The sequence below is a fragment of the Psychrobacter sp. CX10 genome (assembly GCF_057621575.2).
Genome location: NZ_CM177736.1, coordinates 678878 through 697192 on the forward strand (window position 1 = coordinate 678878; position 18315 = coordinate 697192).

Here is an 18315-nt window from a genome sequence, read left to right on the forward strand (position 1 = left end):
ATATTAAGTTAATAGTTCAAACTTAAAAAGGAGACCTAGTTATTAGGTCTCCTTTTGACTTTATTTCGTAATTATGGTTTTTATTAACAACCAAGCTTACCTTCAGCTTCTAAAGCCTTTTTACTACGAATAGGCGTAGGGCAGTCTTCACCATAGTATTGACGATCTGCAAAGTAACTTGAGCGTACCATCGGTCCTGCCCATATACTAAAGAAGCCTATCTCTTTTCCATAATCCATATAACGCTGGAACTCATCAGGGTGCACATAACGCTCAACTGGAGCATGGTTTTTACTAGGTTGCAAATATTGACCAATGGTGATCATATCAACATCATGTGCTTTTAAGTCATCAAGTAAAGCATAGACCTCTTCTTCAGTTTCACCAAGTCCCACCATGAAGCCGCACTTAGTTGCGATATCGGGACGACGTGCTTTGTACTTTTTAAGCAGATCGAGTGAATGTTGATAATCCGAACCAGGGCGAAACGCTTTATATAAACGAGGCACCGTTTCGATATTATGGTTAAACACATCTGGTGGTGTCTCAGTTAATAAATCTAAAGCCACCTCCATACGTCCTCTAAAATCAGGAACAAGGATTTCTATCAAACAGTTTGGGCTTAAAGCTTTTGATTCATTGATAACCTCAACAAAATGTTGAGCACCACCATCTTTTAAATCATCGCGATCAACTGAGGTGATAACCGCATACTTAAGACCTAGGCCTAAGATAGTTTCTGCGGTATGACGTGGCTCATCAGGATCGAGGTTGTTTGGTCGGCCATGTGCCACATCACAAAACGGGCAACGGCGTGTACATATATCACCCATAATCATAAAGGTAGCCGTACCATCACCGAAACACTGAGGTAGGTTGGGGCAGGCGGCTTCTTCACACACGGTATATAGTTTTTGTTTACGCAGTGTCTTTTTGATGCGATCGACCTCGGCAGGAGATGACATCTTAACGCGAATCCAATCAGGCTTCTTTTTAGCCTTATCTGTAGGAATAACTTTGATAGGAATACGTGCAACCTTATCATAGCCGCGTAGTTTCTCACCTTTCACCGCTTTTTTTGGCTTTGGCTTCGGTGACGGTACATGAGTTTGTACAATTACAGTCATAATAAACTTATCTCTTAAACCGTTATTAAATAAGGGTTTTTAATCAATCATTCGATCATAAATAATTATTGTATTATATCAGAGTATCGATGTTTTAAAGTCATATTCGTGCACAAGCGTCTGATGCTCAGTGCAGATCCAATTTCGCTTTTGATCTCTTACTTATGAACGACTAGTTCTGAATAAGTAATTACCCAACTCACAACTTTTTAAACTGCCTTGTAGGCTATGACTTTAGCCCATCAAATTAAAAATTTTTTTCATATTTCTGGGCTAAAATCACAGCCTACGTCAAGAGTTGAGAGTGAAGTAAGTAATTATAATCAACTATTTATAATCTATCTCCATTTCTTCAAACACTTCAATAGCGGCCCTAAAAGCTTCTTGAGTAGTAGGCGCCCCGCAATACAGCAAGCTGTGCATTAAGACTTCACGTATCTCTTCTACAGAAGCGCCATTGTTAATAGCACCTCTAATATGACCTTTTAATTCATTTGGACTTTTTTGAGCAATTAAAAACCCTAATGTTATTAAAGATCGATATTTAAGAGGTAATATTGAGTCATCCTGCCACGTCGTTCCCCATGCGTGTTCAATAATCCAGTCTTGAAGAGGCTGGGTAAAAGAGGTGGCAGCATCTAAAGAACGCTGGACATGCGCCTCGCCCATAACTTCGGTACGAACTTTAAGACCTTTATTATATTTATCGTTTTTTGACATACGTGGTTATCCCAATATAGTGATTATAATTTAACATTAACGTATAAATTGTCTAAATGTTATGAACGTTTTATATATTCACACGTTATAAAATTGACAATACTGATGTTCAGCACCATCAAGCTACGTATGAATTTATATCTTAAAACTCTGTGGCAAATCTACAAAAAATACTAATTTATCATAATTATATTAGGGGCTGTATAGAATTGATTAATTAGGACTGCTGATAGCTACCAATTAATCCAAGCTGTGTTCCAAACTAGGCGTTAATCGACGATAATGACTGAAGCGTATTGGACCTTTGCTAGGTTTACAACAACGTTTGGTGCAATTTTAGCATCAGCATTGAGAACGGTTCTCGAGCAAAGCATTGCTTTGCCCGTTCGAAAGGCGAGAGCTGTGCTCGAGAGGGGGCAGGGCTATTTTTTGCCAATATATTGTGACATTCAATAATTAAGGGTTCTAACTTAGAACGACTAAGTGTCTAAAATTTCCCAGTATATTGCCTAAAAAATAGCCTCTGTCAGTTCCATGAATCAATTCTATACAGCCCTAGTAATTTAATAAACATTGTGAACTTTAATACTCTTATTACATTTAATGCCAAACTATTAATAAATGGTGTAGATATAATATCTAAAATAAAACAGATAGGCATAACTTTTCCATATACCGTATTTCAATAATAAATGATGATTATAGTCCCTTATTACTAATGTATAACGCTATTAGGATTAACTTTTGCCGCGTTTTACGCTATATTAGTAGGGATATTTAAACCCACCTGCAAGGCCCTGGCAGCCAATACATAAATCCACTGAAATCAGATGATTGGTCAGTGGATTTATCAATGTAGCTACCTTAGCCTGCATTTAAATTTAGAGGACGCTATTGTGTTAGATGCATATCGTAAACATATTGAAGAACGTGCCGAACTCGGTACAGTACCACTACCTTTATCTGAGCATCAGACTGCAGATTTGGTAGAACTATTAAAAAATCCTCCAGCGGGTGAAGAAGAGTTCTTGATGGACTTATTGGCGAACCGCGTACCAGCGGGTGTTGACCAAGCAGCATATGTAAAAGCCGCTTTCTTAGCAGCTATCGTAAAAGGCGAAACAACCTCACCTCTTATTGACAAACAAAAAGCAGTCGATATTTTGGGTACCATGCAAGGTGGTTATAACGTATTACCATTAGTTGAAGCTTTAGAAGACGAAGAAGTTGCTGAAAATGCTGCTGAAGCGCTTAAAAAGACATTATTAGTATTTGATGCGTTCAATGACGTTACTGACAAAGCTGAAGCGGGTAACCAAAAAGCTAAAGAAGTGATTAAATCTTGGGCAGACGCTGAGTGGTTCTTAAACCGTCCAGAAGTACCTAAAATAACAACTTATACTGCGTTTAAAGTAACTGGCGAAACCAATACTGATGACTTATCTCCTGCTCAGGATGCTTGGAGTCGGCCAGATATTCCACTGCACTCATTAGCCATGCACAAAAACTCTCGCGACGGCATTCAAGCTGACGAAGAAGGTGTCCGTGGTCCTATGACACTTATTGATGAGCTTAAAGAAAAAGGCCATCCACTAGCTTATGTTGGTGATGTAGTAGGGACAGGTTCTAGCCGTAAGTCAGCTACCAACTCTGTACTTTGGTTAATGGGTGATGATATTCCTAATGTACCTAACAAGCGTGCAGGCGGTCTTGTATTAGGTGGTAAAATTGCGCCTATCTTCTTTAATACGATGGAAGACTCAGGTGCGCTACCTATCGAAGACGTTGAAGTTGATAACATTGAAATGGGTGATGTGTTTGACATCTATCCACATGATGGCAAAATCACTAAGCATGATTCAGATGAAGTATTATCTACTTTCAAACTGAACTCTGCAACGCTTCTAGACGAAGTACGCGCCGGTGGCCGTATTCCTTTAATCGTAGGCCGTGGTCTGACGAACCGTGCACGTGACTATTTAGGTTTAGAGCATTCAGACGTATTTGCTAAGCCTGAGCAGCCTGAAGAATCTGACAAAGGCTATACTTTAGCTCAGAAGATGGTAGGTAAAGCTTGTGGTATGGAAGGTGTACGTCCAGGGATGTACTGTGAGCCTAAGATGACAACCGTTGGTTCTCAAGATACTACCGGTCCTATGACTCGTGATGAGCTAAAAGATTTAGCTTGTCTAGGCTTCCAAGCCGATTTAGTCATGCAGTCTTTCTGTCACACAGCTGCTTATCCAAAGCCTGTCGACGTTGAGACGCAGCACACCCTTCCTGACTTCATCATGAACCGTGGCGGCGTAAGCTTACGTCCTGGTGATGGTATTATCCATAGCTGGCTGAACCGTATGCTTCTTCCTGATACGGTTGGTACGGGTGGTGACTCGCATACGCGTTTCCCAATGGGTATCTCATTCCCTGCAGGTTCTGGTTTGGTTGCATTCGCTGCTGCGACTGGGGTTATGCCACTAGATATGCCTGAGTCTGTACGTGTTCGTTTCGTTGGTGAGCGTCAGCCTGGTATTACTTTACGTGATCTAGTACATGCTATTCCTTTACAAGCGATCAAAGAAGGGTACTTAACGGTTGATAAGAAAGGTAAAATCAACGAATTTAACGGCCGTATCTTAGAGATTGAAGGTCTAGAAGATCTAACTGTTGAGCAAGCATTTGAATTGTCTGACGCTTCAGCTGAGCGTAGTGCTGCTGGCTGTACCATCACGTTATCTGAAGATTCAGTTAAAGAGTATCTAGAGTCAAACATCACACTACTTAAGTGGATGATCTCAGAAGGCTATGGTGATGCACGCACACTTAGCCGCCGTATTGAAGCAATGAAAGAGTGGTTAGCGAATCCAAGCCTCATGCGCGCTGATGCAGACGCTGAGTATGCTATTGATATGACCATCGATATGAGTCAGATTAATGAGCCAGTATTATGCTGCCCGAACGATCCAGATGATGCTAAGACGTTAGCTGATGTTGCTGGCGACAAAATTGATGAAGTGTTTATCGGTTCTTGTATGACTAACATTGGCCACTTCCGTGCAGCGGGTAAATTACTACAAGAAGTACCTGCGGGTAGCCTCAAAACTCGTTTATGGATTGCGCCTCCAACTAAGATGGATGCACGCCAGTTAATGGAAGAGGGGTATTACAACGTTTATGCTCAAGCTGGCGCACGTACTGAAATGCCAGGGTGTTCACTATGTATGGGTAACCAAGCACGTATTGCGCCAGGCTCTACGGCGGTTTCAACTTCTACGCGTAACTTCCCGAACCGTTTAGGTCAAGGCGCGAATGTATACTTAGCATCAGCTGAGCTGGCTGCAGTTGCTGCCGTACTTGGTAAACTGCCAACGAATGATGAATATCAGCAATACGCTGGCATGCTAAACAGCATGGGTGATGAGGTATACCGTTACATGAACTTCGATCAGATGGAAACCTATTCTGAAGAAGCGGATAAGATTAACGTGGCACAATTGGCTTAATTTTATTTAAGTAATATCTTATAAACAAAAGCTCTCGTATTAGTATACGGGAGCTTTTTTGGTTTCTATAGTCAGCGAAATACTAAACGGTTACGGTGTTAAACTCGCTCACCCTACTATATTAGTACTTACACTTAATTGAAATGTAACCATTTTAGTTTTTTTAACTATTTATGTTGTTTTAATTAATATGATAAATTAAGTCTATCAAGGTAAGTTTAAAATATAATAATTTAGATTGGCTGAATTTGAATGGCTTAGATAGTCAATTTATAGCCAAAATAGAAGCTACCATTGGGTAGCCTTAAATTAACTCGTTATATAGCAAAGTTATTTGACAATATAAACGGGTTGTCGTTTTTCAACAAAGGCGGTGACCCCTTCGATAAAGTCATCCGTTTTTGCTAACCGAGCTTGCTGATGAACTTCCATATCTAAAGCTTCATTTAAGCCTGCATAGGCATGTGTGTTTAACATATGTTTCATAGTGGCTAATGCAACGCCTGGTAGACGGCTTAAACGCTTCGCTAAAGTGAGTACAGTATCATCGAGCTCATCTTGAGTGACCACTTGATTTATTATATTTAAATCTGCCATATCTTGAGCACACAATTTATCACCGAGCATCACAAGCTCAGTTGTTTTGGCAGCGCCCACCAGTTGGTTCAATAAGTAAATACCCCCAGCATCAGGTACAAGACCAATATGAACAAAAGCCTGTAAATATTTAGCAGTATCGGTAGAAATTCTAAAATCGCAGGTTAATGCTAAGTTCATGCCTGCACCTGCTACAGCGCCTTCAAGTTTTGCAATGATAGGTTTGTGAATTTTACGAAGTTTTAAACTTACCTCGCCTGCGCCTTCTACCATCGATTCTAATTTGCTAGAAATTTTGTCTTTATCAATCCCATCAGATAGCATCTCTTTTATATCGCCACCGCTAGAGAAGTTACCACCAGCACCTTGCAAAATAATCACTCGTACCTGTTCATCTTTTTCTGCCGCGTCTAGCACTTTTAGAACACCATTTTTCATAGTGGTGTTAAACGCATTTAAGCTATTTGGGTCATTTAAAGTGATGGTAGCTATGTGATCTTCAACTTGGTATAACACGGTATCTTGAGATTGGGTCATTAGCGAAATCCTTAAATTATAAATAGTTATAAAGATATGATAAATCGATCAAAACAAGGGGTTTACCTTTAATACATATTGGCACTTGAACTTAGTAGATATAGGGGCTGTATAGAATTGATTAATTAGGACTGCTGATAGCTTCCATTTAATCCAAGCTGTGTTCCAAACTAGGCGTAAACCGCCGATAATGCCCGAAGCGTATTGGACCTTAGCTAGGTTTACAACAACGTTTGGGGCAATTTACGCATCAGCCTTGAGAACGGTTCTCGAGCAAAGCATTGCTATGCCCGTTCGCAAGGCGAGAGCTGTGATCGGGAGGGGGGCAGGGATATTTTATGCCAATATATTGTGACATTCAATAATTAAGGGATCTAACTTACTATTCTAACTTAGAACGACTCAGCTGCGAAAATTTCCCTGCATATTGCCTAAAAAATAGCCTCAGACAGTTCCATGAATCAATTATATACAGCCCCTAGTTAAAGACTTTAAAATTATTGTAAAATGTTTAAAAGAATTAGCGGCTGCACGATTAATAAGCGCTTTTCTCATTAAGCGCTAAAGACAATAAGCGCCATAATCAATAAGCGCCACAATCAATAAGTACATCGAAAAATTTAAGAGCAGGCTTCTGCCACGATTCGTAGAAATTTATCAACTTCATGTTCTGGAGTAGCCCAAGAGGTCACAAGTCGAACAATACTGCGTCCATCATTTAATTGCTGCCACTCATAGAAACCAAAGTCCAACGCAAGCTTTTTAATGAGATTAGTATCTAATATAGCAAAGACTTGATTGCTATGGGTAGGAACAGACAGTTCAATACCATAACTGGTGAGTCCATTTGCAAGTTTTTGGGCCATGTTGTTTGCATGCATGCAAAGCTCGATATACTTATTGTCTTTTAATAAAGTGGCAAATTGTACACCCAATAAAAAACCTTTAGCCATTAAAGCGCCCTGACGTTTTAGATAGGTATCAAAATCTATAGCAATATTTTGATTGGGTATAATAATAACTTCACCAAATAAAGCCCCCATTTTGGTACCTCCGAGCCAGAATATATCGGTCAGTTCTGCAAAGTCGGCTAAAGTAACGGTTCGTTCATTGTCTTGAGTAGTTGTATAAGCAATAGCTGTACCTAAGCGAGCACCATCCATAAACAATAACATGTCATGTTTACGGCAGTAGTTCGATAACGCTTTAAGCTCTTGGTAGCTGTATACTGTACCAAGTTCTGTTGAATTGGAAATATAAACGGCTTTAGCACGGACCACATGTGGTTTAAAACTATGACGTACCCTAAGCGTCTCGATAGCGTCAATGGTTAATTTACCGTTTGTCGACTCAGCGATAATAACTTTATGACCTGTGGCTTCAATAGCGCCTGCCTCATTCACCGCAATATGACCAGTATCACATGCAATAATACCGTCTATCGGTGATAACATAGCATCAATACAAACTTGATTGGTCAAAGTTCCTGTCGTACAAAAATATACGGCAATGTTTTCGTCTTTGAGTTCTTTTCTAATTAAGCGCCGCGCAGAGTCACAGTAGTCATCTTTGCCATATCCGCCATATTGATGTAAACCTGTCGATTGAATAGCTTGAATTACATCGGGATGAGCGCTTTCGCTATAATCATTATAAAAATGAAACATATGAGAGTATTCGCTTTTATGGTTTAATTTATTAGGACTAAACTTTTTTATTCATCATTTTCAAAGGCGGCATCTGCCATAAAGTGATCGGGCGTTAGGTTTATGAATCGTGTGTATTGACCTTCAAAGGCGAGTCGAACCGTTCCTATAGGGCCGTTACGCTGCTTACCTATGATAATTTCGGCCACACCCTTTAGATCAGAATTTTCGTTATAAACCTCATCGCGATAAATAAAGGTGATTAAATCGGCATCCTGCTCAATCGCTCCAGACTCTCTTAAATCTGACATGATAGGACGTTTATTGGGACGGTTTTCTAAGCTACGGTTGAGCTGAGACAAAGCGACCACAGGACAATTTAGCTCACGCGCTAAGGCTTTTAAACTTCGAGAAATCTCTGAGATTTCTTCAACACGGTTACCACTTAAGCTAGGGACTTTCATCAGCTGCAAATAATCGACAACAATCATGCCTAATCTGCCATCATGATTTTTAGCAATTCGGCGGCAACGTGAACGTAACTCAGAGGGGGGTAGGGCGGTGCTGTCATCGATATATAAATGCTTATCTTGTAAATGGGTTATCGCATTCATCATTCGCGCCCATTCGTCTTCATTCATCTGTGCTGAACGCAAATTGGTTTGATTAATTTGACCCCACGACGACAACAAACGAAGCACAATAGATTCCGCAGGCATCTCCATCGAAAATACAACAACTGGTAGGTCTTCATTGAATAACACACCTTCAGCCAAGTTCATCGCAAATGTCGTTTTACCCATAGATGGACGTGCTGCCACAATAACTAAATCACCAGCTTGCAGTCCTTGAGTTTTATTATTTAACTCAGCAAACGGGGTTCTTAAACCTATTAGACCGCCAGGGTTGTTTTTAATTTCATCTAATTGTTCGACCACATTGGATATAACATCAGTCACTTCTCGAGGGCCACGTTGTTCAGCACGTTTATTATGTTGTTCATTAATAGAGAATATTTTTGATTCAACGGTGTCTAAAATATCACTAACACCCCGATCTCTAGGGTCATAAGCCAAAGCCAACATCTCATTACCCGTAGTGATCAGCTGTCTTAACGTCGACAATTCACGTACGCGCTCTGCATAGGATTGTAGATTAAATAGAGTGCCCGGGCTTTGGGTCACAATATCGGCCAAGTAGCTTTCGCCGCCTGCCGCTTTAAGTAGCTTTTGAGAGCTTAACCAATCATGAACCATAATGGTATCATAAGGCTCTCCAACCATCGCTAAATGTGTAATTGCAGCAAATATATGCTGATGTCGACCCGCATAAAAATCGTCTTTTGATACGATGTCAGAAATTTTATCAAAAGATTCCTCAATGCTCATCAAGGCAGCAATTAAAGCTTTTTCAATGTCGATATTATGAGGCGGCTGTTGACTGAGTAAGTCAGTCAATCCTGCATCATTGTTACTGTCTTGTGTGTTGTTCTTGGACTTTTTTTTGGTTTCTGCCATAGTTATATAATCTTATTCTTAACCTTAATAATAGTATCGTTAAGAAAACTTAATATTAATAGATTTAAATGAATTCGCGAGTTTAATAGATAGGGTTAAATTGAATAAAGAATCGAAGATCGTAGCAGGTAAAGTTTACCACATTGCCCGTGTACAAAAGATGAATTTAGCATTTAATAAGCCTATAAATGTATGAGCAAAATAAATATTAACGATAGCCATGCGAGTAAAGCAATATGAACAATAGCAATATTAACAATAGTTGTCATAAAAATAGCAGTGATAAAGATAACAATATAAATAACAATAACAATATCAGCGATTCATTTTCGAATGACTCTAATTCTTTAACAAAGCTTAGGACAAAACAGTATAGGCTACCTTTAATAGTTACCTCAGGTGAACCTGCCGGCATAGGTATGGATATTATTTTACAGCTTGCGGCATCAGGTAAACTTAGTGAACTAAATCGACCAGTTATCGTTTTGGCTGATGAGCAAGCATTAATAGAGCGTGCTAATCTTATATTTAATAAAGCCATCACAAAGGATTCTAAGCAGAATCAAACTACAACCTTGCCTAACGAGCTTAGCGCTATTAAATGGATACGACTGTGTAACATCAATGAATTAACGAGTATTGAAGATAGCCATATTGAAGATAGCAGTATTGATGAAAACAGTATTAACAAAACCAGTATTTATAAAGATAGTATTTATAAAGATAGTATTGATAAAACCAGCATTAAAAAAAGCAATCAAAGCAGCACACTTGAAAGCACTAAGCCTGATAGCACTAATCCTAATAGCACTAATCCTAATAGCACTAATCCTAATAGCATTAAAATTGAAAGCACTAAGATTAACTGTTATCTAACCCAAGTTACTAAAGAAAATCCTATGCACAATGATGAAGGATTTTATTTGATAGATGTGCCATGCACTGAGCCAGTCATTCCTGGAAAATTAGTGGTAGATAACGCCCATATGGTTATTGAACAGCTTGAACTGGCTAGCCGCTTAGCTGATTCAGGTAGTGTTGCCGGTATTGTGACCGGACCACTGCAAAAGTCGAACCTTATTGATGCTGAAATCACGCTTGATGATGGAACGATGTTCACAGGTCATACGGAGTATTTTATGCAAAAAAGTGGCTGTGACAAAGTGGTGATGATGCTTGCGAATAATGCGATGAAGGTTGCCTTAGTCACAACACATTTACCCCTTAGACAGGTTGTTGATTATGTGACGCCTAAGAACGTGAGACAAACTGTTCAGATTGTATTGAATGATCTTAAATCAAAATTTGGCTTATCTGATCCTAAAATACTGGTTTGTGGATTAAATCCTCATGCAGGTGAGGGCGGACACTTGGGTGAAGAAGAGATAACCATTATAAACCCTGTACTTGAGGACTTTCAAAAACAGGGGGTTAATATATCTTCAGCGATGCCAGCCGACACTGTATTTACTTCAAGACATCTTGAGGACTGTGATGCGGTGATTGCTATGTATCACGATCAAGGGTTACCTGTTCTTAAGTCGCACGGATTTGGAGATACAGTGAACCTAACCTTAGGACTACCCTATATTCGAACCTCTGTAGATCATGGTACCGCTTTAGACTTAGCCGGTAACCTTATAGGTCAAGGAGAAGCCAGTAGTAGTAGCCTATGGCAAGCGCTTTTTATGGCCGATAATATGGCGTCCTCTCAAGAAATGTTGTGAAATCAAGGGATCATAATTCAACCTCTAGTTGTGCTAGAATGAAAGACCAAACTAATATTATCGGTAACAGCTATATATTTATGACGCATTCAAATTTACCTAAACATCCTCTTGCTAATAAATTACAACGTACGGCCAAACATCAGCCTAGAAAGCGTTTCGGTCAAAATTTTTTACACGACAGTAGCATTATCGGTCAAATAGTCGATTCAATTAATCTCAATAGAGAAGATAATTTAGTTGAGATTGGACCGGGTATGGGCGCCTTAACTGAACCACTGTTAGAACAAGTTGATGCCATGACGGTTATTGAACTGGACCGAGATTTAGCGAGTAGTTTGCGTATTCGTATTGGCGCAAATAGCCATGAAAATTTTAAAATTTTATCCGCGAATGCGATGGATTTTGATTACGCGACTTTATACGATGCCAACAGTGACGCACCCAAAAAACTGCGTATAGTAGGCAATCTACCTTATAATATATCAACACCGCTATTGTTCAAACTTCTTGAGTATTCAGACATTATTGAAGATATGCACTTTATGCTGCAAAAAGAAGTGGTTGAACGCATTACGGCTGATGTAGGTAGTAAGATATATGGCCGATTATCAATAATTATGCAGTATCACTGCGAAACCGAATATCTGCTTACAGTACCACGTGGGGCATTCAACCCACCTCCAAAGGTAACAAGTGCCGTATTTAGATTGCGTCCCCATCGTGTCAAACCTGTCATAGCAGAAGATGAACAGACTTTTGCTATCGTAGTACGCGAAACCTTTAATCATCGTCGTAAAACACTACGTGCTATTTTTAAACAGTCATCATTTTTACCTCAGTTGACAGACGAAGATTTCGCTTCAATTGATATATCAAGCTCTGCACGTCCCGAGACATTGGACGTGAACCAATTTGTAAAACTGTCAAATTTAGTTACCCAACGTCAATAGTGTCCACTTCATAAAGTTATGGTCAGTAGAACAGTTTAAAGTAAAATTTTAAATATAAATTTAGAATAGTAAAAAATTAAGTATAGTAAAAATTGAGTGATTTTATGAGTTGTCGTGCCGAATATGTGATTGGCGATTTACAAGGATGCTATGCTGCATACCTTGAATTATTAGATAAATTAGACTTTGATCCTAAACAGGACAAACTCTGGTTTGTGGGAGATATTGTTGCGCGTGGAGATGATTCTCTTGCGACACTAAGACATGTAAAAAATCTATGTTATCAGAATGCGGCTGCTATTGTACTCGGTAATCACGATATAACACTCATTGCAGTATGGCGCGGTATAATTAACCTTAAAGATAAAGACAAGACCCAACCTATATTTGAAGCTGAAGATTGCGACGAGCTGCTTCAGTGGTTACGCAAACAACCTTTGCTTAGATGTCCCGACGACAGAACTGTCATGGTACACGCCGGAATTCCACCACACTGGACCATTAGTCAAGCCCAACGCTACGCGCGCGAGGTAGAGGTACAGCTTTCAAGTAGCTTACATCAATTAGATAGGGTGCTACCGCATTTATATAGCAAGTATCCTGATGAATGGTCTGAGCAGCTAAACGGATTCAGTAGAATAAGAGCCATTACCAATTACTTCACTAGAATGCGCTTATGTAAAGCAGATGGTTCACTGGAATTTGACTTTAAATCAAGCTTAAGTGATGAGATGCCAGATAGCTTTAGACCTTGGTTTGAATGGGATGTACCGCGCAAAAGAAAGATATTATTTGGTCACTGGGCGGCATTAAAGGCTGAAATAGACTTACCTCATGCACGAGCATTGGATGGCGGATGTGTGTGGGGTAATTGTTTAGTTGCCTATAGATTGAGCGATGGCAAAACCATTACATCTTCTAAAAATTGTCCCAAGAATTAACAAACGTTAGTAAATCGGATTCTTACAAACTTTGATGACCTTTGAGCTTTAATGACCTCTTAACTTTAAGGACCCCTTAATTTGGAAGATTAGGGGGTTTTTTAGGTTTTGGTAAGGAGTGTTTTTTATCCCCCTGTTCTTGAATGGACAGGTTTTTATTATTAGAAGTCTGTTGGTTTGAAGATAACTTGTTGTGTTTGTCTACAGAGGTTAATTCAGCAATGCGCGTCGTTTTATGAGGTGAGCTGAGTTGTCTATCAGGTTTGTCAGTAGCTTGTTTATCGCTAACTTGTGCCCCGTTATGGATCTTATTTTGCATTAAATTTTCAGGTATATCATTCGTTAATATTACCTTTTTAGCGGGTTTAGGGTTTACTTCTTTCCCATTAGCGCTGGCTAGATTCTGCTGCAATTGTTTCTTATGTTTTATCTCATCTATTTTGTCCTTATCAATGGTCATACCTTTTGGTAACACTTGAATCTCGGATAAGTGACGAACTGCTGACTTTGATTGTATATTTGCTGATACAGCATTTGATGGCGAGTTAGCAGTATGGCTACTGTCATTATTATCTTCATAAATCATCTGACCTTGTTCATTGATATGTGCATATTGCATAGGCTCAGGTCTTGGCCAAAAGAAATCACGGGTATTGGTAACCATATGATTGAGTAATAAATGACCGAGAGTTTTCCATTCAGAGAACTCAACGCCTTTTGATCGAAGAGCAACCATTAACGCTAATGAAAAGCTAACCATCAGGTTAATTATACCGATTAAGGCAACCCCTAATAAAGAGATAAGAACCAAAGTGATGCTAAAGTAGTCCGCTGGAATGTTAAAAATACCATGTGCAAAATTAGCAGATGAAAACGCAATATGGCGTATATCAAGAGGTAAACCAAATATAAACCCAATAGTTGCGGTACTACCTAAGAATACACCGAACATAAAATTACCCATTATTGCACCCAAATTGGATTCAACAAATGCGCCCAATCGCTCCGTCTTTTTGACAGACATAAATTTTAGTAATAGTTTGTGTCTTCCTATCCGTTCACCAATATCATTAAACACAGCTAGGTTGTCATAAAAACCTGCTATCAGACCTGCCATAAATAAATAAACGCCCGCAATAGCCGCATGAAAAAGAGCTAGGGAAGTAATAGGGTTTAAATCATCAAGTAAATATTTTGCTTTATCGAAGTTTATAATTGGATCGCCAGTAAATTGTACCCATGCAAAAGAGATAATCAACGCCAATGGCATGGCTATCAAAACATTACCCATAATGGCTATAAATTGAGTACGTAAAATATCAACCATGATTTCTGATAGTTTAGAGAGTCGTTGAGTCCGCTTGCCTGACCCGTCAGAAATTGTTGAAGCAATAGCAGCTGCTGTCATAGCGGGTTGTTTGGTAGCTACGGTTCCATGAATAATATGAATAAATACAAAACCCAGACCATAAATCATACTGTAAACAAATGCGCGGCCCATAGGAGCCAAATCTAAGTTATAAGCTAGTATTTTAAGCGTTGCCATAAATGCGATAACAAAACCGCCAATAGCAGCCTTCTTAAACATTTTTTTATAGCCCGCTTTATTAGTACTGATATAGTGCTCGCCAACGCGACCTGAATTTTCAGTGACTTTACGAGATAGCAGCTCCGTATTGGTGCGAAATAGATAACGTATGCTGTACCGCTGTTTAGCACTAAAAATAAGAACTTGACTCAGCTCAACAATGGCCTTATCGCGATTTAGATGTTCGTTAGACAATAATTCACTCAGTACTCTTAGGCGGTTAATTTTCTGCTCCAACCGCAGTAGCATATTGGTCAAACGTATAGATATGCCAGTTTTATAAATGCGCTTGCGAATAGTGGATACGGTATTATCACACTGTTCGAGCATCACTAATAAGGGATCAGTAGAGACAGGCTCATCTCCTTTATTTTCTGGACGACCTTCTAAACCTTGCTCGTTACGATATTCGTTAGCAAACAGGAGCGTCTCTTGGTTTTGAGCAACAAAAGCAGCTGAATAATCAATCATCTCGGGGTAGGCTTTCATTAAATCTTGATGCAATCCCAACCCATTTATACGATATGACAAGACGACCATGGCGTTAATAAGGTTGTTCTTTACCTCAGCGACCAATTCGCTGTCAATATCGCCTTGAGACAATATGTTGATTAATTGCTCCCACAATGTGGTGTCAATTAAGTCTAGCCATTGATCATCATCTCGATCATCGAAGAGGTAGTCTATAATCTCTATCATATTGTCATCATCAGGTAATAACGGTAGAAAGCGATGACCAACCAACCTCATCACATTATGTACAAAACCGTAGCCTAAGATACCCGTGTCGGTAAATAGAGACATTTTATAGTGCGTATTTAATAAAGTGAGAACAAAGGTGGTAAGACCAACCGCATAATCAGGGTTGGACTTTAATATATCGATAAGCTCATCAATTTTGACATTCGCGGATTGCTGAGCGTTTTTATCATCATGACTGACCCTAAGCAGATCAATAAGCTGTTTAAGAACATAGGGCTCTGGTACATGTTGTAGCGCTGTTATCTTATTTAAAATACGCTCAAGCTCACTCACTAAAATATCCTCTGAATTATTAATGTCAAATCAATTTTTACTTTATGATTATAAGGTTAGAGATGTTAAGTTTAAAATATTTTTAACGGCTATTGAAATATAGTTAATCTTAAGATTTATTACTTTTTACTTATAACATTGTGTTAATAGTTTCGTGTATAAAGCCTGCCGTGTATAAAACAGTCATGCTTTTATCATCTATGACCGTTCTTTACTAATGCAAATATCATGCTATATTACGCGCTAATAGTGAGAAATGTTTATAGCTAATTTGTAGTATAATTCCTGAGAGCATGTATCAGATATAATTAATAAAACTATTAATTAATTTACCAAGAAGCCTTCATTAAATAAATCCTTAATAGAAAAACAACGCTCAACAAAAAAACGCTCAATAAAAAAGACAACCCTTGGTTGTCTTTTTAAATTAAATAATAAGAAAATAAATATATAACTATAACCTAGCTGACATTCTCTTCAAAATAAGATTGATCGAATGCCATAATGGGGTCACTACCTGCTTTAACCATGTCAGCGTGAGCACGTATGCGTGGTAAAATGCGCCCGATATAATAGTCAGCTAATTTTAATTTATCAGCATAAAACTCGCCTTCTTTATCATGTGCCGCTTCTACCATCATGGCAAACATGAATGAATAGCATAAATAGCCCATGGCATGTAGGTAATCCACCGCGCAGCCATTGATTTCACTTTTACGAGTCGATAAGTTAGTTAAAACGGTTGATGTAAGCTCTTCGATCGTATCAGCAGCGTCTAATGTCGCTTGTTTAATCTTATGTTCAGCTTTCATAGTAGATACGAAATCACGAATCTCACCTAAGAAATTCTCAAGGTATTTACCATTATTACGAACGACTTTACGACCTAATAAGTCGAGAGCCTGAATGCCATTTGCACCTTCGTAAATTTGAGCAATACGGGTATCACGAACGATTTGCTCCATACCCCATTCACGAATGTAACCATGACCGCCAAATACTTGCTGACCATCAACGGTGGCCTCTAATGCTTTATCGGTCAAAAATGCCTTAGCAATTGGCGTTAATAACGCAACACGACTCGCTGCAGCTTTGGCATTTTCAGCGTCGGTACTAAATTTAGATTCATCAAGTTGTTTAGCCACATACATCGCAAAGCAACGTGACGCTTCAGCATTAGCGCGTGCATTTAACAACATACGGCGCACATCAGCATGATGAATAATGCTGTCAGCAGGCTTCTCTGGGCTTTGAATTTGAGTATCGCTACGACCTTGCCCACGCTCTAACGCATAGGCTGCGGCATTTTGATAAGCAAGCTCAGTACCACCTAAACCTTGTAGACCCATGGTTAAGCGCTCGTAGTTCATCATTACGAACATTGATGATAACCCGGTGTTTTCAGCACCAACCATCCAACCTTTGGCGTCATCAAAGTTCATTACACAAGTTGCCGAGCCTTTGATACCCATTTTATGTTCGATAGAACCTGCTGCTAGCGAGTTACGCTCGCCAACAGTGCCATCATCATTAACTAGGAATTTAGGTACGATAAATAGTGAGATGCCTTTAGAGCCTTCTGGCGCATTGGGTGTCTTTGCCAATACTAAATGAATGATGTTCTCAGTTAAGTCGTGCTCACCGGCAGTAATAAAGATTTTAGTACCAGAGATGGCATAGCTACCATCATCATTTGGTACGGCTTTAGTTTTGATGATGCCCAAGTCCGTACCCGCATGAGGTTCGGTAAGACACATTGTGCCTGACCATTCACCAGAATAAATTTTCTCAAGGTAGGTTTCTTTTTGTTCATCACTTGCAGCAGCTAGTAAACAGAGTGAAGCACCGACAGAGAGGTTAGGATATAAAGCAAACGCTTGGTTTGCAGTAAATACCATCTCCTCGGTAAGCATTGTTACCATTTTTGGAAAGCCTTGACCGCCATACTCAGGATCGCCGCCAAGACCAATCCAGCCTGCTTCAGCATACTGTTTGAACGCATCTTTAAAGCCTGCAGGTGTGGAGACAACACCATCGCCTTCATACTTTGCGCCTTCTTCATCACCACTACGATTAAGAGGTAATAAAACGTTTTTAGACAGCTTAGCCATCTCTTCAAGCACCATGTTGATGGTATCCATATCAACATGAGCTAAATTTTCATTGGCTTGCCAAAATTTCTCGACATCAAATACGTCATTTAACATAAAACGCATTTCATCTAATGGGGGATTATAAATCGCCATAATGATCCTTTTATTCTTTATGATTTTGGGATTATTTGTGAATATCTACTTAACTAAACTTACACATATCAATAAGATATGACGACCGGCAATCATTTTTGAATCGTCTAGAAGTAATGCGTAGCCGCTCCAAAAATAATTACCAGTCGTTAATCAAAGGGGTAAATTATATTTTGCTTAA

Annotated in this window: 11 protein-coding genes; 4 read left to right on the forward strand and 7 right to left on the reverse strand. The window is 39.2% G+C overall.

Annotation, left to right across the window (positions count from 1 at the left end; all coding sequences use genetic code 11):
* Positions 1 to 83 precede the first annotated feature (83 nt).
* Together lipA and AC21OH_RS02775 are read right to left on the reverse strand one after the other, a co-directional pair.
* Positions 84 to 1127, reverse strand: a complete 1044-nt coding sequence (gene lipA / locus AC21OH_RS02770) for a lipoyl synthase (protein ID WP_487370336.1) — start codon at positions 1125 to 1127, stop codon at positions 84 to 86.
* Positions 1128 to 1454: 327 nt separating this feature from the next.
* Complete coding sequence (locus AC21OH_RS02775) at positions 1455 to 1847, reverse strand: carboxymuconolactone decarboxylase family protein (protein WP_487370335.1); 393 nt, start codon at positions 1845 to 1847, stop codon at positions 1455 to 1457.
* 896 nt (positions 1848 to 2743) lie between these two features.
* Here AC21OH_RS02775 and acnB point away from each other — a divergent pair.
* Positions 2744 to 5347: a bifunctional aconitate hydratase 2/2-methylisocitrate dehydratase gene (gene acnB / locus AC21OH_RS02780; RefSeq protein WP_487370334.1), complete on the forward strand. Its 2604-nt coding sequence runs from the start codon at positions 2744 to 2746 to the stop codon at positions 5345 to 5347.
* Between the two features lie 330 nt (positions 5348 to 5677).
* Here the strand turns inward: acnB and AC21OH_RS02785 are convergent, their stop codons facing one another.
* From AC21OH_RS02785 to dnaB, 3 genes are all read right to left on the reverse strand, one after another.
* Positions 5678 to 6481 carry an enoyl-CoA hydratase/isomerase family protein gene (locus AC21OH_RS02785; protein WP_487370333.1) on the reverse strand — a complete coding sequence of 268 codons (804 nt, stop codon included), beginning with the start codon at positions 6479 to 6481 and terminating at the stop codon, positions 5678 to 5680.
* 620 nt (positions 6482 to 7101) lie between these two features.
* On the reverse strand, positions 7102 to 8148 hold the full coding sequence (locus AC21OH_RS02790; RefSeq protein WP_487370332.1) for a threonine aldolase family protein: 1047 nt from the start codon (positions 8146 to 8148) through the stop codon (positions 7102 to 7104).
* Positions 8149 to 8195: 47 nt separating this feature from the next.
* Positions 8196 to 9644, reverse strand: coding sequence for a replicative DNA helicase (gene dnaB, locus AC21OH_RS02795; protein WP_486535370.1), 1449 nt, complete (start codon positions 9642 to 9644; stop codon positions 8196 to 8198).
* A 236-nt stretch (positions 9645 to 9880) separates the two neighbouring features.
* Between dnaB and pdxA the strand changes: the two genes are divergently transcribed.
* The 3 genes from pdxA to AC21OH_RS02810 all read left to right on the forward strand — a co-directional run bounded on the left by pdxA (position 9881) and on the right by AC21OH_RS02810 (position 13265).
* The gene (gene pdxA, locus AC21OH_RS02800) at positions 9881 to 11371 is read left to right on the forward strand and encodes a 4-hydroxythreonine-4-phosphate dehydrogenase PdxA (RefSeq protein WP_487370331.1); all 1491 of its coding nucleotides are present in this window, start codon (positions 9881 to 9883) and stop codon (positions 11369 to 11371) included.
* Positions 11372 to 11451: 80 nt separating this feature from the next.
* Positions 11452 to 12324, forward strand: a complete 873-nt coding sequence (gene rsmA / locus AC21OH_RS02805) for a 16S rRNA (adenine(1518)-N(6)/adenine(1519)-N(6))-dimethyltransferase RsmA (protein WP_487370343.1) — start codon at positions 11452 to 11454, stop codon at positions 12322 to 12324.
* Positions 12325 to 12428: 104 nt separating this feature from the next.
* Positions 12429 to 13265: a symmetrical bis(5'-nucleosyl)-tetraphosphatase gene (locus AC21OH_RS02810; protein WP_487370330.1), complete on the forward strand. Its 837-nt coding sequence runs from the start codon at positions 12429 to 12431 to the stop codon at positions 13263 to 13265.
* Positions 13266 to 13341: 76 nt separating this feature from the next.
* On the opposite strand, the gene AC21OH_RS02815 is transcribed toward AC21OH_RS02810, so the two are convergent.
* Together AC21OH_RS02815 and AC21OH_RS02820 are read right to left on the reverse strand one after the other, a co-directional pair.
* Positions 13342 to 15888, reverse strand: coding sequence for a site-specific recombinase (locus tag AC21OH_RS02815; protein ID WP_487370329.1), 2547 nt, complete (start codon positions 15886 to 15888; stop codon positions 13342 to 13344).
* A 461-nt stretch (positions 15889 to 16349) separates the two neighbouring features.
* On the reverse strand, positions 16350 to 18134 hold the full coding sequence (locus AC21OH_RS02820; RefSeq protein ID WP_487370328.1) for an acyl-CoA dehydrogenase C-terminal domain-containing protein: 1785 nt from the start codon (positions 18132 to 18134) through the stop codon (positions 16350 to 16352).
* Between the last annotated feature and the right edge of the window lie 181 nt (positions 18135 to 18315).

Coding starts and splice junctions, on each gene's coding strand:
- lipA (WP_487370336.1), bottom strand. CDS start 1,127: ATGACTGTAATTGTACAAACTCATGTACCGTCACCGAAGCCAAAGCCA.
- AC21OH_RS02775 (WP_487370335.1), bottom strand. CDS start 1,847: ATGTCAAAAAACGATAAATATAATAAAGGTCTTAAAGTTCGTACCGAA.
- AC21OH_RS02785 (WP_487370333.1), bottom strand. CDS start 6,481: ATGACCCAATCTCAAGATACCGTGTTATACCAAGTTGAAGATCACATA.
- AC21OH_RS02790 (WP_487370332.1), bottom strand. CDS start 8,148: ATGTTTCATTTTTATAATGATTATAGCGAAAGCGCTCATCCCGATGTA.
- dnaB (WP_486535370.1), bottom strand. CDS start 9,644: ATGGCAGAAACCAAAAAAAAGTCCAAGAACAACACACAAGACAGTAAC.
- pdxA (WP_487370331.1), top strand. CDS start 9,881: ATGAACAATAGCAATATTAACAATAGTTGTCATAAAAATAGCAGTGAT.
- rsmA (WP_487370343.1), top strand. CDS start 11,452: ATGACGCATTCAAATTTACCTAAACATCCTCTTGCTAATAAATTACAA.
- AC21OH_RS02810 (WP_487370330.1), top strand. CDS start 12,429: ATGAGTTGTCGTGCCGAATATGTGATTGGCGATTTACAAGGATGCTAT.
- AC21OH_RS02820 (WP_487370328.1), bottom strand. CDS start 18,134: ATGGCGATTTATAATCCCCCATTAGATGAAATGCGTTTTATGTTAAAT.